20 protein-coding genes are annotated in these 16997 nt (G+C 64.2%); 4 read left to right on the top strand and 16 right to left on the bottom strand.

Annotated features, from left to right (window positions below):
• Positions 1 to 24: 24 nt before the first annotated feature.
• The gene (locus ACNHGR_RS11455) at positions 25 to 339 is read right to left on the bottom strand and encodes a hypothetical protein (protein WP_184267386.1); all 315 of its coding nucleotides are present in this window, start codon (positions 337 to 339) and stop codon (positions 25 to 27) included.
• A 7-nt stretch (positions 340 to 346) separates the two neighbouring features.
• Positions 347 to 1795 carry a L,D-transpeptidase family protein gene (locus tag ACNHGR_RS11450; RefSeq protein WP_475286190.1) on the bottom strand — a complete coding sequence of 483 codons (1449 nt, stop codon included), beginning with the start codon at positions 1793 to 1795 and terminating at the stop codon, positions 347 to 349.
• A gap of 57 nt (positions 1796 to 1852) precedes the next feature.
• On the opposite strand from ACNHGR_RS11450, the gene ACNHGR_RS11445 reads away from it, so the two are divergent.
• A complete protein-coding gene (locus ACNHGR_RS11445) occupies positions 1853 to 2746 on the top strand; it encodes a histone deacetylase family protein (RefSeq protein WP_475286188.1) in 894 nt (297 codons plus the stop codon).
• A gap of 146 nt (positions 2747 to 2892) precedes the next feature.
• Here ACNHGR_RS11445 and ACNHGR_RS11440 read toward each other — a convergent pair whose 3' ends face one another.
• The 8 genes from ACNHGR_RS11440 to hisB form a co-directional block, all read right to left on the bottom strand.
• The gene (locus ACNHGR_RS11440) at positions 2893 to 3468 is read right to left on the bottom strand and encodes a hypothetical protein (RefSeq protein ID WP_475286186.1); all 576 of its coding nucleotides are present in this window, start codon (positions 3466 to 3468) and stop codon (positions 2893 to 2895) included.
• Positions 3469 to 3538: 70 nt separating this feature from the next.
• A complete protein-coding gene (locus ACNHGR_RS11435) occupies positions 3539 to 3859 on the bottom strand; it encodes a phosphoribosyl-ATP diphosphatase (RefSeq protein ID WP_475286184.1) in 321 nt (106 codons plus the stop codon).
• A 39-nt stretch (positions 3860 to 3898) separates the two neighbouring features.
• Positions 3899 to 4174, bottom strand: coding sequence for a PEP-CTERM sorting domain-containing protein (locus ACNHGR_RS11430; protein WP_475286182.1), 276 nt, complete (start codon positions 4172 to 4174; stop codon positions 3899 to 3901).
• Positions 4175 to 4347: 173 nt separating this feature from the next.
• The gene (hisF, locus tag ACNHGR_RS11425) at positions 4348 to 5112 is read right to left on the bottom strand and encodes an imidazole glycerol phosphate synthase subunit HisF (RefSeq protein ID WP_475286180.1); all 765 of its coding nucleotides are present in this window, start codon (positions 5110 to 5112) and stop codon (positions 4348 to 4350) included.
• 97 nt (positions 5113 to 5209) lie between these two features.
• Entirely contained in the window at positions 5210 to 5947 is a 738-nt protein-coding gene (gene hisA / locus ACNHGR_RS11420) for a 1-(5-phosphoribosyl)-5-[(5-phosphoribosylamino)methylideneamino]imidazole-4-carboxamide isomerase (RefSeq protein ID WP_475286178.1), read from the bottom strand.
• Between the two features lie 96 nt (positions 5948 to 6043).
• The gene (gene hisH, locus ACNHGR_RS11415) at positions 6044 to 6670 is read right to left on the bottom strand and encodes an imidazole glycerol phosphate synthase subunit HisH (RefSeq protein ID WP_475286176.1); all 627 of its coding nucleotides are present in this window, start codon (positions 6668 to 6670) and stop codon (positions 6044 to 6046) included.
• Positions 6667 to 6957, bottom strand: coding sequence for a YciI family protein (locus ACNHGR_RS11410; protein ID WP_475286175.1), 291 nt, complete (start codon positions 6955 to 6957; stop codon positions 6667 to 6669). Before ACNHGR_RS11410 ends, hisH begins: the two co-directional genes overlap by 4 nt.
• Positions 6958 to 6979: 22 nt before the next feature.
• Positions 6980 to 7567, bottom strand: a complete 588-nt coding sequence (hisB, locus tag ACNHGR_RS11405) for an imidazoleglycerol-phosphate dehydratase HisB (protein WP_475286173.1) — start codon at positions 7565 to 7567, stop codon at positions 6980 to 6982.
• 85 nt (positions 7568 to 7652) lie between these two features.
• Between hisB and ACNHGR_RS11400 the strand changes: the two genes are divergently transcribed.
• On the top strand, positions 7653 to 8129 hold the full coding sequence (locus ACNHGR_RS11400) for a ClpXP protease specificity-enhancing factor SspB (protein ID WP_184267366.1): 477 nt from the start codon (positions 7653 to 7655) through the stop codon (positions 8127 to 8129).
• A gap of 62 nt (positions 8130 to 8191) precedes the next feature.
• On the opposite strand, the gene ACNHGR_RS11395 is transcribed toward ACNHGR_RS11400, so the two are convergent.
• Positions 8192 to 9079: a bestrophin family ion channel gene (locus tag ACNHGR_RS11395; protein ID WP_184267364.1), complete on the bottom strand. Its 888-nt coding sequence runs from the start codon at positions 9077 to 9079 to the stop codon at positions 8192 to 8194.
• A 14-nt stretch (positions 9080 to 9093) separates the two neighbouring features.
• Complete coding sequence (locus tag ACNHGR_RS11390) at positions 9094 to 9330, bottom strand: hypothetical protein (RefSeq protein WP_184267362.1); 237 nt, start codon at positions 9328 to 9330, stop codon at positions 9094 to 9096.
• Positions 9331 to 9553: 223 nt separating this feature from the next.
• Here ACNHGR_RS11390 and ACNHGR_RS11385 point away from each other — a divergent pair, with 223 nt between their 5' ends.
• Positions 9554 to 10450, top strand: coding sequence for a LysR family transcriptional regulator (locus ACNHGR_RS11385; protein ID WP_475286170.1), 897 nt, complete (start codon positions 9554 to 9556; stop codon positions 10448 to 10450).
• Positions 10451 to 10518: 68 nt separating this feature from the next.
• Here ACNHGR_RS11385 and ACNHGR_RS11380 read toward each other — a convergent pair whose 3' ends face one another.
• Positions 10519 to 11922 carry a helix-turn-helix domain-containing protein gene (locus ACNHGR_RS11380; protein ID WP_475286168.1) on the bottom strand — a complete coding sequence of 468 codons (1404 nt, stop codon included), beginning with the start codon at positions 11920 to 11922 and terminating at the stop codon, positions 10519 to 10521.
• A 141-nt stretch (positions 11923 to 12063) separates the two neighbouring features.
• Between ACNHGR_RS11380 and ACNHGR_RS11375 the strand changes: the two genes are divergently transcribed.
• Complete coding sequence (locus tag ACNHGR_RS11375; protein WP_170267472.1) at positions 12064 to 12240, top strand: hypothetical protein; 177 nt, start codon at positions 12064 to 12066, stop codon at positions 12238 to 12240.
• A 76-nt stretch (positions 12241 to 12316) separates the two neighbouring features.
• Here ACNHGR_RS11375 and ACNHGR_RS11370 read toward each other — a convergent pair whose 3' ends face one another.
• From ACNHGR_RS11370 to ACNHGR_RS11360, 3 genes are all read right to left on the bottom strand, one after another.
• Positions 12317 to 13315: an inorganic phosphate transporter gene (locus tag ACNHGR_RS11370; RefSeq protein WP_184267356.1), complete on the bottom strand. Its 999-nt coding sequence runs from the start codon at positions 13313 to 13315 to the stop codon at positions 12317 to 12319.
• Between the two features lie 138 nt (positions 13316 to 13453).
• The gene (locus tag ACNHGR_RS11365; RefSeq protein WP_475286165.1) at positions 13454 to 14569 is read right to left on the bottom strand and encodes a DUF47 family protein; all 1116 of its coding nucleotides are present in this window, start codon (positions 14567 to 14569) and stop codon (positions 13454 to 13456) included.
• Between the two features lie 210 nt (positions 14570 to 14779).
• Entirely contained in the window at positions 14780 to 16924 is a 2145-nt protein-coding gene (locus ACNHGR_RS11360) for a TonB-dependent receptor domain-containing protein (RefSeq protein WP_475286163.1), read from the bottom strand.
• Positions 16925 to 16997 lie beyond the last annotated feature (73 nt).

Below are 16997 nucleotides of genomic sequence, written 5' to 3'. Positions count from 1 at the left end.
GGTCCAAGACCGGGGCGCGGGGTCTTACTCGCCCGTCTTGCTCGCTTCGTCCGCAGGCTGGCTCTGTTCGCCGCCTTCGGGCAGGCGCGACGTCATGCCGGTCGCTTCGGCATCATCCAGAATCTGCTGTTGTTCCGACACCTTGGGTGGCGGTGCGGCCGGAGTCGCGACGGCATTATTCTGCACTTCGGGCAGCGGCGCCTCGGGTTCCTCGACGATCACATTTTCGACCGGCGGTTCGACCAGATTGTTGGTGGCGTCGGGGGCCGGCTCTTCCTTCTTGCCGCAGGCGGCGAGGGCAAGGGCGCCGGCGAGGGCGATGAAAGCGATCTTGCGCATGGGGCTGTCAGTCCTTGGATGCGAGGTTGGGGGAGGGGGCAGCGGTTGGGTCGACGCGGCGGCTCGACGCCTCGATCTTCTGCGCGAGCAGCTTGTCCCAGCCATAGGGATCGGCCCGGAAGCTGACCGTGCCATTATTGCTGGCAAAGGCGGTCCAGTAGAGCAGATAGACCGCGACCTGGCTGGGCAACGACACGCGCTGCGTCTTGCCCTCGTCGATCAGCGTCTGGATCTGGCCGTTGAGGTTCGGGTCGGCCGCGACCATCTGTTCCGCCAGCGCCACCGGCTTTTCCAGACGGATGCAGCCATGGCTGGCCAGACGGTCGTAGCTGGAGAATTTTCCGCGCGACGGCGTGTCGTGCAGATAGACGGCGAAGGGGTTGTTGAAATCGAACTTCAGCCGGCCGAGCGCGCTGCCCGGTCCTGCCGGCTGCACGATCCGCTCGCCGCCCTCAGGCGTCTTGATGATCTTGTACCCCTGCTTGGCGAGGGTCGCACGGCCCTTGGGGAAGAGTTCCCGCTTGGCGATCGACATCGGCACGTTCCAGGGCGGATTGACCACGATGGAATGGATGCTGGAGGTCAGCATCGGCGTCTGGTTATCCGGGCTGCCGGTGACGGCGCGCATCGAACTGACCGGCTGGTCGCCCTCGAACACGGTCAGCACGGCGGCGGCGATGTTCACCTGCACGCGATTGACCGGCAGGCTGCGCGGCATCCAGCGCCACCGCTCCATATTGGCCATGATCGCGGCGATCCGATCGTCCACGCCGACATTCAATGCTTCCAGCGTGCGTGCACCGAGCGCGCCGGTGGGCTCCAGCCCATAGCGGCGCTGAGCGCGCTGGATCACGTCGACCAGCTTCTCGTCCTGCGTGACGGTCGGGTCTTCCAGCGCGATCCGCGCGCGCACCACATCGGGCGCGGACCCGGCGGTCAGGGTCGGCCAGCCGCCCTTGTCGCGGATCGCCTCATATTTGGCGAGGCCCTTGCGCAGCGTGTCATAGCCCGCCCAAGGCGGGGTAAGGCTGGCGGACCAAGCCTGCAACCGGTCTTCGCTCACCGCCTTGGCGAGGCCCGGACGGGGATCGAAGGCAGCGGGACGCAGCGCCCAGATGTTGAGGAAGTCGGCGGTATCGACCCGCCCGGTGCTCAGCGCCTTCGCGCGGTCGAGCAGGGCATTGACCAGTGCGTCGCCCTTCAGGGCGCCGCTGGCCTTCTGCCGCGCCATCAATCCCTGCGCCTCGCCACCTTTCAGCCAGTCATTGGCCCAGGCTTCCTGCGCCGGCGACAGTGCCGGGATCGGCACCGGCGGCGGAGGCGCGGGAATGGGCTGCACTGTCGGCGCCGGCAAAGTGGGTGCCACCGCCGGCGGCGGCGTCTGCGCGGCGGTCGGCAGGGCGGTAAGGCTGGCGACGGCCAGCAGCGGGAAACGGATCATTGTGGGACGGTTCATGCTGGACCAGATAGCGCAAAGCAACCTAGGTGGGAATCGCGATAGCGGGAAAAGATCATGCTGCACGTTGTTCACCATCCCGCCTATGTCTCGCCTGCAACAGCTGGCAGCCGATTTCGTTTCGACAAATATGGTCTGGTCATGGATGCGCTGCATGAAAGTGGCGTGAATTTCCGGACCGTTGCGCCTGATCCCATGCCGCGCGCGTGGATCGATGCGGTGCATGATCCGGCCTATGTCAACGAAGTGCTGAGCCTGACCGTCCCGCCGGAAAAGGCGCGGCGGATCGGCTTTCCGGTGACGGAACGGGTGATGCGCCGATCCCTGTTGTCGCCGGGCGGCACATGGTTGGCGGCGAAACTGGCCATGGTCCACGGCTATGCCGCCAATGCGGCGGGCGGCAGCCACCACGCGCTGAGCGATACAGGGGCTGGCTATTGCATTTTCAACGACCTTGCCATCGCCGCCAACCGGCTGATTGCCGAAGGTGATGCCACGCGCATCCTGATCCTCGACCTCGATGTGCATCAGGGGGACGGCACTGCCTCGCTGCTGGCCGGGCGGGGCGATATCTTCACCCTGTCGATCCATGCCGAAAAGAATTTTCCGGTGCGCAAGGCCCGCTCGACGCTTGATATCGGGCTGGAGGACGGCACCGGCGACGATGCCTATCTGGCGACATTGGCGCATGAGCTGCCGCGTGTGCTGGATGATTTTGTCCCGGACCTCATCCTCTATCAGGCCGGTGTCGATCCCCATATTGATGATCGGCTTGGCCGACTGGCCTTGACCGACGCCGGCTTGGACGCGCGTGATCGTTATGTCATGCGCCTGGCGCGCGGGCGCGGCCTTCCTGTCGCCAGCACCATGGGCGGCGGCTATGGCGAGGATCGCATGGCCGTCGCCCGCCGCCATGCCGCCTGCATGATCCGTATGGCGCAGGAGGCTTAATGCAGCGTGTTCCCAGTCGAGATTATCCCTCCTCCGTTCGGGCTGAGCCTGTCGAAGCCCCGCTCTTCTTTTCAGCGTGGCTAACGGAAAATGGCCCTTCGACAAGCTCAGGGCGAACGGATCTTATTTGAAATACGCCTTCATGCTCAATGCAACGTGTCGGTCGTCGTCGTGGTGACCGGCGCCTTGCCCTCCATCAGCTTCGCCGCGATCAGGCCGGCGGCCACCAGCGCCACGAAATCGCTGAAGGCGAGATAGAGGATATAGGCCCAGGGCGCATGGTTGAACACCGCCTGGCCGACATGCAGCCATAGCACCGCGGCCAGCGCGAACAGGATGGTGAGGCGCAGCCGGCTGGCAAAATCAGCGACGGCAAAGCGCAGCGCCAGCGCAATGATGACACCCACGACCAGCGACAGGATCAACCCGCCGATCAGCGCGCTGCCGTCCATCACGGGAAAACCGGTCGCATTATAGAAGATGTGCGCCACCGGGCCGCGTCCATAAAGGATGGTGCCCTGCGCGGTTGCCGGATCGGGGATGATGTAGACGCCGGTGCCGGTCGGGGTCAGTGCCTGAGCCATGGCGGCTTGCAGATTGGCGCTCGCCTGCTCACCCGCGCGGCTCAGGGCGAGGGCAGAAAGCGGTGTTCCCCAGAAAAGGAAACCGGTGATGAACATGGCAAGCCCGCCCAGCAGGCCTCCAATCACTGTACGAACCATATGCATCCCCCTTGCTGTCATGACCTTGCAGCCTAAACGCGGGGGCGATGATATATGTCCGTCCGTATCGTCAGTCCTTGGGGCGGGCGGCCTTTTCGGCGATTCCCGACACGCCTTCGCGGCGGTCCAGTTCGTCCAGCACGGCGTCGAACGGCACGTCCATGTCGGCCAGCAGCATCATAAGGTGAAAGATGAGGTCGGCGCTTTCGCCGACGATTTCGGTGCGGTCGTCCGCCATGGCGGCGATTACCGTCTCGACCGCTTCCTCGCCGACCTTTTGCGCGATCTTGGCGCGTCCCCGGGCCGCCAGCTTGGCGACATAGGATGTCGAAGGGTCGGCACTCCGCCGCTGGCGGATGGTCTGTTCGAGTGTCGGAAGGGTCGCGCGCATGAAGCGCATGAAGCGCCGCGCGCGCGACCCGTCAATCGATTATTTGCGCTTGCGGCCTGCAAGGAACATGCGGCCGGCCAGAACGGCCGCGCCCATGCCGAACAGCGCCATCTGTTCCGGCTCGGGCACCGGGGTCGGCGTGCCGCCCGAAGAGCCGCCACCGCTGCTGGTGGTGCCGCCGCTGGTGGAACCGCCGGTGGACGAACCACCGCACTTGCCGAACCAGCACCACCAGGTCGCGTTGGCCGGCGCCGGAACAGCCAGGCCCATCAGGCTGGCCGATCCGGCAACAAGAAGAAGTTTGCTGATTTTCATATTCGTCACCCCGTATCGAAAGAACATATCGCTCTAAAACGACCCTGTTCTCCACTACGCAGGTTACATGCCAATTCTGCCAAGTGACGCATTTGCGCGATTGGTCGCCAAAATGGCACCTGGTAGAATATGGTTAATGTCAATTAACCCGACATGTTTGGATACCGTAAATCTTAATGGCTGCGGACCGGAATATTGGCGGCTGCCAAAGCCTGATGCGCCTCAGCAATAGTATGTTGACCGAAATGAAATATCGAGGCGGCCAACACGGCGCTGGCATGACCCTGCACCACGCCTTCGACCAGATGGTCGAGCGTGCCGACGCCGCCGCTGGCGATCACCGGCACCGATACGGCATCGGCAATGGCGCGGGTCAGGGCCAGGTCATAGCCTTGCTTCGTGCCGTCCCCGTCCATCGACGTGACGAGCAGTTCGCCCGCGCCCAGTTCGGCCAGCTTCAGCGCATGGTCCAGCGCGTCGATGCCGGTCGGCTTGCGCCCGCCATGGGTGAAGATTTCCCACTTATTGTCGCCCACTCGCCGGGCGTCGACCGATCCGACAATGCACTGGCTGCCGAAGCGGTCGGCAATGTCGGCGACCAGTTCGGGCCGGGCAACCGCGGCGCTGTTGACCGCCACCTTGTCCGCGCCGGCCAGCAGCAGTGCGCGCGCATCCTCGGCGCTGCGCACGCCGCCGCCCACGGTCACGGGCATGAAGCAGACTTCGGCGGTACGGCGCACCACGTCCAATATCGTCCCGCGCGCCTCATGCGTGGCGGTGATGTCGAGGAAGCAGAGTTCGTCCGCCCCGGCCGCATCATAGAGCTTGGCCTGCTCCACCGGATCGCCGGCGTCCTTCAGGTCGACGAAATTGACGCCCTTCACCACGCGCCCGTTGGCAACGTCGAGACAGGGAATGACACGGGTGCGGACGGTCATTGAAACAGGCTCCCAGATCCGTTCGGTTCGTGCTTGTCGAGAACCCGTGTACAACGGTTCTCGACAAGCTCGAACCGAACGGGGAGGGTATGTGCCGTTAAGCCGCCGCCTGCGCAACCGCCAGCGCGGTCTTGAGGTCCAGCCGTCCGTCATAGAGCGCGCGGCCAGTGATGACGCCTTCGATCCCGTCGTCGGCATGGAGGCTGAGGATACGGATATCCGCGATCCCCGCGACGCCGCCGCTGGCGATCACCGGCATGTTCGTGGCACGGGCAAGGTCGACGGTCGCGTCGATATTCACGCCCTTCAGCAACCCGTCGCGGCCGACATCGGTGAAGAGCAGGCTGGCGACGCCCGCATCCTCGAACCGGCGAGCCAGGTCGATGACCGGCATGTCGCTCTTTTCCGCCCAGCCGTCGGTCGCGACGAAGCCGTCGCGCGCATCGACTGCGACGACGATGCCGCCGGGAAAGTCGCGTGCCGCCGCCTTCACGAAGGCCGGGTCTTTCAGCGCCGCCGTGCCGATCACGATGCGCGATACGCCAAGGTCGAACCAGCGCTCCACCGCCTCCCGGTTGCGGATGCCGCCCCCCAGTTGCACATGCCCGGGAAAGGCTTCCACGATCGCTTCGACCGCTGCGGCATTGACCGCATGGCCCGCAAAGCTGCCGTCCAGATCGACCACATGGAGATGCTGCGCGCCCGCTTCGGCAAAGAGCAGCGCCTGCGCGGCCGGATTGTCGCCATAGACGGTGGCGCGTTCCATATCGCCCTCGGCCAGGCGGACGACCTGGCCGCCTTTGAGGTCGATGGCGGGAAAGACGATCAGGGACATAATCCGAATTCCAAAATTCCGTTCGGTTCGAGCTTGTCGAGAACCTGTTGCGGGAAGGTTCTCGACAGGCTCGAACCGAACGGAGGTTGCATTATTTCACGGCTTCCAGTCCAGAAACCGCGCAAGGAACGAAAGCCCATAACGCTGGCTCTTTTCCGGGTGGAACTGGCAGCCGATGATGGTGTCGCGCGCCACGGCGGCAACCAGCGGCCCGCCATGGTCGGTCACGGCGGCGACATGGGCCGGATCGGCGGCTTCATAATGATAGCTGTGCAGGAAATAGGCCTCGCCTGCCTCGATCAGCGCCCCGGCGCCCGCCATCGTGCCATTCAGCACCACGTCGTTCCAGCCCATATGCGGCACCTTCACCGCGGGATCAGTCGGCTCGATCAGTCGTACCGTGCCGGGAATCCAGCCCAGCCCTTCATGCCGGCCGAATTCCTCGCCCGCATCGGCGAGCAACTGCATGCCCACGCATACGCCGAGGAATGGAATGCCGCGCCCGTTCACCGCCTCGTTCATGGCATCCACCATGCCGGGGATCGCGACCAGCGCGTCGCGGCAGGCGCGAAAGGCGCCAACGCCCGGCAGGACGATGCGGTCGGCTCGTCGCACGACATCGGCATCGGCGGTGATGACGACAGTGTCCGCGCCCGCCTTGCGCAGGGCATTATGCACCGAATGGAGATTGCCCGCGCCATAGTCGATCAGGGCGATGGTCATGCCAGCAGGCTCTCCAGATCGACGCCGGCCGCCGCACGCACGGGATGGAATTCGATCACTTCGACCGTTGCGGCGCCATTGATGACGAAGGGGTCGGTCGCCGCCTTCGCCTCGATCTCCGCCCGCTCGCCCCGCGCCAGCAAGATGCCGCCGGTGCGCGGTTCGCGCCGCCCGGCCAGCAACAGCCAGCCATCGGCGATGCCCCGGTCCAGCCATGCCCGATGATCCGCCAGATGCCCGTCCAGCACCTCGATCGGTGCGGTATAGGTCAGCGCGATGACGAACATGGAATGGCCTTTCGGATAAGACTTACAATATGCCCTTGGTCGACGGGATCGCGTCCGCCTTGCGCGGGTCGATTTCCACCGCCTGCCGCAACGCGCGGGCCAAACCCTTGAACGCGCTTTCGACGATATGATGATTGTTGCTGCCATAGAGCAGCTCGATATGCAGCGTAATGCCGGCCGCCTGTGCGAAGCTGTGGAAGAAATGCTCCACCATCTCCGTGTCCCATTCGCCGATCTTGGTGACGGTGAAGGGCAGCTTGCACACCAGCCAGGGGCGGCCCGAAATGTCGAGCGCCACGCGGCTCAGCGTCTCGTCCATCGGCGAATAGACGCTGCCATATCGGCTGATGCCGCGCTTGTCGGCCAGCGCTTTCGCCACCGCCTCGCCAATGGCGATCGCGGTATCCTCGGTCGTGTGATGCTGGTCGACATGCAGGTCGCCGACGGTCTTCACATGCATGTCGATCAGCGAATGGCGCGACAGCTGTTCGATCATATGATCGAAAAAGCCGATGCCGGTCGACACCGTATAGAGGCCAGTCCCGTCGAGGTTGACGGTGACGTCGATCTGGGTTTCCGCCGTGTTGCGGTGAATCTCGGCCGTGCGCATGGCCGCCCTATAGCGCCTGTCGCCATTGATGCAATCTGTCAGGACGGGGTTGACCCTCCGATTCGTGCCGCTAGGACATTGGGCCATGAGCGAAGACCTGCCCGACAGCCTGATTCCCTATGACGAAATCGTGCAGGAGGCTCTGCGCGCAGTCGTCGGCCGCGTGCTGGGCGAAGTGCAGCAGTCCGGCGGCCTGCCGGGCGCGCATCATTTCTATATCACCTTCAAGACGCAGGCACCCGGCGTCGACATTCCCAAGCATCTGGTGGAGCGTTTCCCTGACGAAATGACCATCGTCCTCCAGAATAAATATTGGGATCTCAAGGTGCAGAGCGACCTGTTCCAGGTCAGCCTGACCTTCAACCAGGTTGCGGCGCAGCTGACCATTCCCTTCTCGGCGATCACCGCCTTCGTCGATCCGGCGGTCAATTTCGCGCTCCAGTTCCAGGTCGCGGCGGACGAACTGCCCGAACCCCATGACGAGGCCGAGAATGACGGCCCGCAGGTGACGAGCGAAGACGGCTCCAATGTCGTCACCGTGGACTTCGGCAAGAAGAAATAAGCGCAAACAGTCGATAAGCGAAAAAGCGCGGCCCTTTCGGACCGCGCTTTTCTTTTGCCTTTTTACCAGAGCACCCCATCGACCGGTTGCAGCGGCGGAGGGGCCGGCAGGCCGATCGCCTGATTGAGGTCGCCCTCGATCGTCGTGGTGATGCTGGTCAGCGGCAGGTCGTGCACGTCATTGCCGAACGGATCGACCAGATCGTCGCCAATCTGGAGCACCGCCAGGAACATGAAGCCCGCCACGGCCGACCCCACCGGCGTCGCCATGCCCAGCGTCTCGACCAGCCCGATCGGCAGCAATATGCAGAACAGCCGGGTGAAATATTTGGGGAAGGCGCGATATTGCGCGGGCAGCGGCGTATTCTTGATCCGCTCCATGCCGCCCTGCGCGTTGGACATGTCGACCAGCATGCCTTCGATCCGGGTCTGCTGGATGGTATCGATCCAGCCATGCTGCACCGCTTCCATCAGCGTGCGGTCGGACCCGTCCAGCACGCCATTGGCGGGATTGCGTCGCTCCAGTTCGGGCAGGTCGGCATGCTCGCCCAGTACGCGGCGCATGTCGGGGGCAGGGTCTTCCCGCCGCAACTGGCAACGCAGCGCATGGACATAGGCGACATGGCGCTTCACCAGCGTCACTGCCATGGCGCGCGCCTCGGGCGTATCGGGCAGATAGGCCATCACCGCGCGGGTGAAGCTGCGCGACACATTGACCATCGCGCCCCATAAGATGCGGCCTTCCCACCAGCGCGAATAGGCGCTGTTGACGCGGAAGCCCAGTACCAGCGCCAGCGCCGTGCCGAATATGGTCAGCGGCAGGGCCGGCGCCTTGAAGGGCGAGATATAATAGAAGATGGTGACGGCCAGATCCCAGAAGAACAGCGCGATCAACGCGCTCCATGCCTTCTGGAAACTCTGGCGGATACGGGGGGACCGTCCGACGATCATATATAATCTGTCTCTTAAAGGGCGTCGCCGCCCTCATCGTCCAGTTTAAGCCAGGCATGGCGCAGGGCCAGTCCGCCGAAGATGCCAACCACTTTGAGCATGGTGGCATGCAGGCTCGGGGTCGAATCCATCAGCGCCAGACCCAGGCAGATCGCGCACAGCAGCATGGCGGCATAGATGGGCAGGGCTTCGATATCGTTCCAGGCGATCGGCGGATCGACCTTGGCGCGGCGGACGCTGAGCATCGGCATCGGCAAAAACTCCGTGGTGAAATTGCGGGTTGGCCAGGAAAATGATGCGTCGCAAAAGCCTCCGTCAACGCCATGCGTCAGACGCAAGACAGCCTTGCGCGGGGTGAAATCCGGCAAGAAAAGCTTACAAAATCGTCGGTTTGAAGAGACGCAGCAACGAAACCATACCGTATTGCAACAGCTGTTCTATTGCGTTGCAGCATCGACCGCCTAGCTTGGGCAGATGGCCGACCGCTTTGCCGAAATCGAATCCTTTGTGAAGATCGCCGAATCGGGCACCCTGTCCGAAGCGGCGCGTCGGCTGGGCCTGTCGCTGGCCGCGACCAGTCGCCGGCTGTCGCAACTGGAGGCGCGGCTGGGGGTCATGCTGATCCGCCGCAACAGCCGCCACCTGTCGCTGACGGAGGAAGGGTCGCTGTTATATGACAAGGCCGGCCGGGCACTCAGTGCCATCGATGATGTCGAAACCGACGTGATGCGCCGCGCGACGGAGGCGACCGGCCTGCTGCGCGTGGTGACGACCGTCAACGCGGCGCGCATGCGCCTTGCGCCGCTGTTCCGCGAATATGCGACGCTGCATCCCGACGTCGCCATCCATCTCGAAACCGCCGAGCAGGCGACCAACATCGTCGAGACGGGGCATGACATCGCCATCTGCTTCGATCCACCGCCTGACAGCGCACTCACGATGAAGCGGCTGACCGACAATCCGCGCCTGCTCTGCGCTGCGCCGGATTATCTTGCCCGTCGCGGCCGGCCAGCCAGTGTCGCCGACCTCGCGCTCCACGACAATATCGTCGTCGGTGAAGCGCAGCAGGATATCTGGCGTGCGGTCGTCGGCGGGGGCGCGGGGCCGCGCGTCACGCTCAGCACCAATGACGGCGAAATGGCGCGCGCCTGGGCGCTGGATGGCGCCGGCATCGTCATCAAGTCGCTCTGGGAAGTGGCGGACGATCTGGATGCTGGCCGGCTCCAGCAATTGCTGCCCGACGTCTCCTTGCCTGCTTCCTCCATCGTGGCGCTGTACGTGCCGGGGCAGGGGGAAATGGCCAAGGTCCGCTCCTGCCTCGATTTCCTCGCCCGCCACCTTAAACGCGACTGGGTGGCCAAGGCGGCTTAGACTCAGGCTGCCTCCCTACATCCGTTCGCTTCGAGCGAAGTCGAGAAGCGCTTGGAGCCTTGCTCCTCCTAAACTCGCCGAAACGGGAAGGGTGCGATCGTCCGTTCATAGCTGTGCAGGTCCAGCGCGCGCGTGACCGGCGGCAGTGCCCGGTCGGCGCAGTCCCGCCGCTCGCACAAATGGCAGGTCGGCCCGACTGTGGTGGCATCGCCCTTGTCCATGTCGATCCCATCGGCATGGACGATCCTGCCGCCATGTTTCGCCTCGCACCCTAGCGAGATCACGCCCCGCCCGCGCGCCGCACCCTGTGGCAGGCCCACCGCCAGCGTCAGGAACCGCTTGCCGTCCAGCGTCTCGATCAGTTGCGGTTGCACCCGGTCCACGGCCTGCGGACCATGCGCATCCCAGCGCGGGCAAGTGCCGCCGAACCGTGCGAACGGCCAGGCCTCACCGTCGAAGCGTTTGGAGATAATCCCCGCCCGGTCGATCCGTGCCATGAAAAAGGGGATGCCACGCGCGCCGGTGCGGTTGAGGCTGGTCAGCCGATGCGCCAGCTGCTCGGCCGACACGCCGAACCGGTCGCGCAGCAGCGGCAGATCATGCCGGCTCTGCTCCGCCGCCTGACGAAACCGGTCATAGGGCATGATGAGCGCGGCGGCGGCATAGTTGGTCAGCGCCATCACCGCGAGCCGGCGGCTATCTTCATCAGGCGGCGTTGCACGGGCAATCTGCGCGGCAATGGCGTCGGCCAGCTCCTGAGCGCACAGGTGATAGGCGATGGCGAACAGCCGCCCGGACGCGGGCAGTCGCTCGCTCAGCAACAGGCGCCGCCGGTGCATGTCATAATGGCGCAGCGTCCCCGCCAGCACATCGCCGCGCACCACCTGCACGCTCATGCCGTGCCGTTCTTTCAGCCGCGCGCGCAACTCGGCCTGCAACAGGGCGGGATCGTCCGGCAGGTCGGCGGCGATCGCCTCCGCCCCGGCGTCGATTTCCGCGAAATGATTGCCCGCCCGCGCGATCGTCTCGCGCAGCCAGTCGACCGGCGCGACCAATGGCGCAGGGCCGCTGCGGTCAACGGCTTCACCCGGCAGCCGGCGCAAATCACCCAGAGCGCGATAGAAACGGGCGATCGCTTCGCTGATGCCGGGATAATTTTCCGCCACTTCCAGTATTTCGTCGCGCGCGATGCCGATGTCGCGGACCAGCGCGTCGGACAAGATCTCGCTCAGTTCGCCGGGGCCGCCTTCCTGCGCCTGTGCGGTGAAGTCGCGAATGTCGATGTCATAGGTGTTCGCCAGCCGCAGCAGCATCTGCGCCGTCAGCGGTCGCTGGTTGCGCTCCAGATGGTTGAGGTAGCTCGGCGACACGCCCAGTTCCTCGGCCATCTGCGTCTGATTGAGGCCCAGTTCGCGGCGCAGCACGCGCAGCTTGGGGCCCAGATAGAGTTTGCGATCGGTCAGCTCTGCCATAAAGTCATAATGTCATATAATGACTAAATGACCAAATCAGATTATGACTTGCGGCCACTCATCGGCCTTATCGAAGCGGATTTACCTGTCTATCTCGGTGTTCATCAGCCCGGACGGGCTCCAGCCGCGAAGGACAGAAACATGACCACCGACACGATCGACCAGACCCGCGAGCCGAGCCGTTCGCGCGCCGTCTTCTCCCAGCAGGATTTCGGCCTGATCCGCACCGCCATCGCGCACTATCTGAAGGAAGTCCAGGACCAGCCGGAATCGATCAAATATGCCAATCTCTACCACCGCCTCGGCCGCGTGGCCTGACGGGTCGGCCATAGCCTGACGACAAAGGGCGCGGGATCACTCCCGCGCCCTTTGTCATGTCCAGTGGACCGGATCCTCAGAACAACTGTGTCAGCCCATAGAAGAGCGCGCCGATGATGGCGGCGGCGGGCAGGGTGACGACCCACGCCACGATGATGCTCGACGCCACGTTCCAGCGTACCGCCGACAGTCGCCGCGATGCGCCCACGCCGACGATCGCGCCGGTAATCGTATGGGTGGTCGATACCGGCACGCCCAGATGGGTGGCCATGAACAGGGTGATCGCACCGCCCGTTTCCGCGCAGAAGCCCTGCGCCGGGGTCAGCCGGGTGATCTTCGATCCCATGGTATGCACGATCTTCCATCCGCCCAGCAGCGTGCCCAGACCCATCGCCGCCTGACAGCTCAGCACCACCCACATGGGCACATGGAAGCCGCCAGTCAGCATGCCCTGCGAATAGAGCAGCACGGCGATGATCCCCATGGTCTTCTGCGCGTCATTGCCGCCATGCCCAAGCGAATAGAGCGATGCGGACACGAGTTGCAGCTTGCGGAACACCTTGTCCGCGCCCTGCGGCGTGAACTTGCGGAAGATCCAGCTGATGATGAGCACCAGCATCAGCGCCAGGAACAGGCCGACGGCTGGCGAAATGACGATCGCCGCGCTCGTCTTGAACACGCCGCTCCACACGACCGCGCCCAGCCCCGCCTTGGCCGTACCGGCACCCAGCAGCCCGCCGATCAGCGCATGGCTGGAGGAAGACGGAATGCCCAGCCCCCAGGTGATGAGGTTCCAGGCGATCGCGCCCATTAGCGCGCCGAAGATCACCTGCGGGTCGATGATGCTGGCGTCGACAATGCCCTTGCCCACCGTCTCCGCCACATGCAGGCCGAAGAAGAGGAAGGCGATGAAGTTGAAGAAGGCGGCCCAGGCGACCGCATATTGCGGTTTCAGCACACGGGTCGACACGATGGTCGCGATCGAGTTGGCAGCGTCGTGCAGGCCGTTCAGGAAGTCGAACAGCAGGGCGACACCGATCAGCGCGATCAGCAGGGGGAGGGCGATGGGGTCCATGGCGAGCTACACTCTGTCCTGCATGGATCGAAGCATCCTAAAAATCCGTTCGTTTCGAGCGAAGTCGAGAAACGAGAAGTGCGCGCTATCCGCTTCTCGACAGGCTCGAAGCGAACGGGTGTATGTGCCGGGAGCGGATCAGGCGTGGTCGATGACCAGGCCGGAAATCTCGTTGGCGACATCCTCGAACCGGTCGGTGACCTTTTCCAGATGGCTGTAAATCTCGTTGCCGACGATGAAGTCCATCGGGTTGCCGGCGCGCGCCTGCTCGTACAGCGCCTTCAGCCCCGCTTCGTGCAGGATGTCGGCATGGCCTTCCAGCTTCACCAGCCGCTCGGTCAGGTCGTGCAACCGCGCGGCATTGAGGTTCAGCGACCGCAGCAGCGGCATCGCCTCGGCGGTGATGCGCGCGCATTCCACGATCAGCGCGCTCATATCCTGCATCTGTGGGGCGAAGTCCTTCACCTCATAAAGGGCGATCGCCTTGGCCGTCTGGTTCATCTGGTCGATCGCGTCGTCCATCACACCGATCAGGCCGGTGATGGCGCTGCGGTCGAACGGGGTGACGAAGATGCGGCGGACGTCCTGTAACACATCGCGGATAATATCGTCCGCCTCATGCTCGCGGTCGGATATCTCCTTGATATGCGCGGCCATGTCCGGGCCGCCCTTGAGCAGCTTGGCCAGCGCATCCGCGCCGACGACCAAAGTGGCGGCGTGATCCTCGAACTGCTCGAAGAAGCGCCCCTGCTTGGGCATCAACGCATGAAACCAGCGCAGCATTCCAGTCCTTTCACTTTGCTTTTCGCGGATCGCCAGCAACAGCCGGAAGAACCAGCCCGGATTGGCGGGCGGTTCGCGGAAGGCCGCGATGATCGACTGCAAATCCGGTTCGTCCACCGCCTTTGCAGCGTCGGCCACGGGGAACCAGCGCAGTTCCCTTTGGCCCTGTTCGGGCCATTGCGTCAGGTGGCCGGTGACCGCAAGCGGAAAAACCTCGACCGTCGCCTCGCGCGAGTTGCCATTGCGCTTGCGCTTGTCATAGCTGTAGCGGCCGAGCGGAGCGGGACAGGCAATGCCATGGATGCCCGCTTCTTCGTAGGCTTCCAGTTCGGCGGCGCGATGGCCGGCCATGCCCTTGATCCGATTCCCCTTGGGAATCACCCATCGCCGCGTCTCGCGCGATGTGATGAGCAGGATCTGCATCGCGCCGTTCGCATCGGTCGTATAGGGCAGGGCGGCAATCTGGCGCATGGATTGCTTGTAACGAAATTGTCACAAAACGCAATCTTCTACCAAAGGGACGAGGCAGCGCCAGTGCGCAAGTGTTGGCCGCTGTGCGGCGGATTGCGGCACCAGCCCACGCCCCCGCCCCGCCACCCAACGGCAGTATCATATGGGTGGCCGGGTGGGGGCGTGGGCTGGTGCCGTTCTGAAGCGCGCTATTTCGCGCGTTTCGGAAAATTACAGCGAGAAGCGCGCCGTCACGCGGATGTCGCGACCGGCAAGTGGCGCGAAATCCTTCAATACGCTGGCGTGGCGGCGGGCCTCCACGTCGAAGATGTTGTTCGCCGACAGCATCAGCGTGGTGCGGTCATTGCCCTTGAATGGCTTGAAAGCGAGCGATGCGTTGACCAGCGTGAAGCCGTCGGTCGGCGTTTCCGTTTGGGCAATCCGGTTCTGCTCGAACACATGTTCCACTTCGGCCCGCGCGGTGATCCGCTCGCCCTGTGCCTCGATCCCGCCCAGCAGGCGCAGCGGGGGAATGCGCGGCGCCGGGCCGCTGCCCTTGATGGTCGCGCGGACATAGTCGGCCACGCCATCCAGATTGATGGCATAGCCGCCCAGTTGCGCCAGCTTCACATTGCCCTCGGCCTCGAAGCCATAATAGCGGGCATCGGCCTGATTATAGGCGTAGCAGGGGAATTCCAGCTCGGCCCCGCCATTGGCGGCCTGGCACACGCTGTCGTCCACGATCGAGTCATAGATATAGCCGTCGAACCAGTTGTGATAGGCGGAGAAGGAGACGCTATAGCCCTCGCCCTGGCCGCGCAGCGTGCCTTCGACGCCCCAGCTTTTTTCCTTGCTGAAATCGGCATTGCCCAGTTCGAACGCCTGCGTGCCGGCATGATTGCCGCGGGCGAACAGTTCCTCGGCCGACGGTGCACGTTCGCTGCGCGACAGGTTCAGACCCACGCGCCAGCCGGGCATGATCGCCTGGCTGATGCCCAGTGACCCGGACAGGGCATTGAAATTGCGGCGACCGCCTGCGGTGAACAGGTCCGCGTCCGCCACCGCCGACAATTCGCTATGCTCGAACCGGCCGCCAGCTTCGATACGGGTGTCGCCCAGGTCCAGCGATTGCAGCGTGAACAGGCCCAACTGGTTCGTCTCGTTGCGCGGCAGGAACTTCTCCTCGCCGATCGCCTCGAACCGGCGGGTGAAGAATTGCGCGCCGAATGCGCCGTCCCAGCCGCCCTGCCGCGCCTGGATGAACTCCAGACGGCTTTCCATCGACTGATTCTTGAAGGTCGTACCCACTTCGCCGGTCGGCTCGATTTCCTGATGCTGATATTGTGCCCAGCCCGCGCGCAGGCGGATGCTGTCCAGGAAGCCGCCACCGGTTGCCACCTCGCCGCGCAGGTCGGCACGGGTCTGTTTCATCGACAGCGTCACATCCTCATGGGTGTGGCCCGGCTCTTCATCATGGTCGTGATCGTCATGATCCTCCGCCACGTCGATCCGCGACGGCACGCCATATCGGTTCTCGCTGTGCGACACCGACACGCCCAGATTGCCGCCGGTGCCAACATAGGCAAAGCCGCCTGCCACTTCCCACGTTTCTGCGGCGGTGTTGGGCAACTTGCCCTTCCACTGGCCATCCTCTCGGATTTCCGCGTCATCCGACTGCGCCGCGATCGCCCGCATCGGCTTGGACAATATGTAGCCGCCGGTGCGCAGGTCGTCGGTCTTGGTCCAGCTGCCATCGACATGGACCACGAAATTCTGCGCGATCGGCGCCTCCACCTCGCCGCTCAGCGTGCGCTCATTGGCGGCGCTGCCATAGGTGGCGATGCCGTCGACATGAATCGGCTCGTCAGGCACGCGGCGCGGGATACGGCTGTCGATCACATTGACCACGCCACCGATCGCCGACGATCCGTAGAGCAGGGCGGCCGGCCCACGCAGCACTTCGATCCGGTCGGCGGTCAGCGGGTTGATCGCGACGGCATGGTCGACCGAGGTGTTGGACACGTCGAAGCTGCCGATGCCGTCGGTCAAGATGCGTACACGCTCCCCCTGGAAACCGCGCAGGATCGGGCGGGAGGCATTGGGGCCGAAGCTGGTGGCCGACACGCCCGGCTGGCGGGCCAGCGTCTCGCCGATGCTGGGGCGCAGGTCGCGGACCAGCTTCTCGCCGGTCAGGACTGATGTGCCTGACAATATGTCGCCCTGCCGGCGCGGGATCAGCGCGGTCACGACGATGTCGGACTTGGCATCGTCATGATAGGCCTGATCGGGAGCGGCGGCCTCCTCGGCCACAGCAGGGAAGGCAAGGCACAGCGCGGACAGGGCGCAGCCGGCGCGGAGCAACGGAAAGCGGGACATGAAGATCAACCCTTTTGGTTCTGGTCTGATGTGATCCTGTATCTAGGATGATACATCATATCAAGGGCGGTTC

The sequence above is a fragment of the Sphingobium sp. RS1 genome, from assembly GCF_056156825.1.
Note: the sequence above shows the minus strand (reverse complement) of the source record. Positions and strands in the feature narration are given on the sequence as shown.

What these genes read in the sequence shown, in the direction of transcription:
- ACNHGR_RS11455 (WP_184267386.1), bottom strand. Translation starts at nt 339, where the DNA reads ATGCGCAAGATCGCTTTCATCGCCCTCGCCGGCGCCCTTGCCCTCGCC.
- ACNHGR_RS11450 (WP_475286190.1), bottom strand. Translation starts at nt 1,795, where the DNA reads ATGAACCGTCCCACAATGATCCGTTTCCCGCTGCTGGCCGTCGCCAGC.
- ACNHGR_RS11445 (WP_475286188.1), top strand. Translation starts at nt 1,853, where the DNA reads ATGCTGCACGTTGTTCACCATCCCGCCTATGTCTCGCCTGCAACAGCT.
- ACNHGR_RS11440 (WP_475286186.1), bottom strand. Translation starts at nt 3,468, where the DNA reads ATGGTTCGTACAGTGATTGGAGGCCTGCTGGGCGGGCTTGCCATGTTC.
- ACNHGR_RS11435 (WP_475286184.1), bottom strand. Translation starts at nt 3,859, where the DNA reads ATGCGCGCGACCCTTCCGACACTCGAACAGACCATCCGCCAGCGGCGG.
- ACNHGR_RS11430 (WP_475286182.1), bottom strand. Translation starts at nt 4,174, where the DNA reads ATGAAAATCAGCAAACTTCTTCTTGTTGCCGGATCGGCCAGCCTGATG.
- hisF (WP_475286180.1), bottom strand. Translation starts at nt 5,112, where the DNA reads ATGACCGTCCGCACCCGTGTCATTCCCTGTCTCGACGTTGCCAACGGG.
- hisA (WP_475286178.1), bottom strand. Translation starts at nt 5,947, where the DNA reads ATGTCCCTGATCGTCTTTCCCGCCATCGACCTCAAAGGCGGCCAGGTC.
- hisH (WP_475286176.1), bottom strand. Translation starts at nt 6,670, where the DNA reads ATGACCATCGCCCTGATCGACTATGGCGCGGGCAATCTCCATTCGGTG.
- ACNHGR_RS11410 (WP_475286175.1), bottom strand. Translation starts at nt 6,957, where the DNA reads ATGTTCGTCATCGCGCTGACCTATACCGCACCGATCGAGGTGCTGGAC.
- hisB (WP_475286173.1), bottom strand. Translation starts at nt 7,567, where the DNA reads ATGCGCACGGCCGAGATTCACCGCAACACGGCGGAAACCCAGATCGAC.
- ACNHGR_RS11400 (WP_184267366.1), top strand. Translation starts at nt 7,653, where the DNA reads ATGAGCGAAGACCTGCCCGACAGCCTGATTCCCTATGACGAAATCGTG.
- ACNHGR_RS11395 (WP_184267364.1), bottom strand. Translation starts at nt 9,079, where the DNA reads ATGATCGTCGGACGGTCCCCCCGTATCCGCCAGAGTTTCCAGAAGGCA.
- ACNHGR_RS11390 (WP_184267362.1), bottom strand. Translation starts at nt 9,330, where the DNA reads ATGCCGATGCTCAGCGTCCGCCGCGCCAAGGTCGATCCGCCGATCGCC.
- ACNHGR_RS11385 (WP_475286170.1), top strand. Translation starts at nt 9,554, where the DNA reads ATGGCCGACCGCTTTGCCGAAATCGAATCCTTTGTGAAGATCGCCGAA.
- ACNHGR_RS11380 (WP_475286168.1), bottom strand. Translation starts at nt 11,922, where the DNA reads ATGGCAGAGCTGACCGATCGCAAACTCTATCTGGGCCCCAAGCTGCGC.
- ACNHGR_RS11375 (WP_170267472.1), top strand. Translation starts at nt 12,064, where the DNA reads ATGACCACCGACACGATCGACCAGACCCGCGAGCCGAGCCGTTCGCGC.
- ACNHGR_RS11370 (WP_184267356.1), bottom strand. Translation starts at nt 13,315, where the DNA reads ATGGACCCCATCGCCCTCCCCCTGCTGATCGCGCTGATCGGTGTCGCC.
- ACNHGR_RS11365 (WP_475286165.1), bottom strand. Translation starts at nt 14,569, where the DNA reads ATGCGCCAGATTGCCGCCCTGCCCTATACGACCGATGCGAACGGCGCG.
- ACNHGR_RS11360 (WP_475286163.1), bottom strand. Translation starts at nt 16,924, where the DNA reads ATGTCCCGCTTTCCGTTGCTCCGCGCCGGCTGCGCCCTGTCCGCGCTG.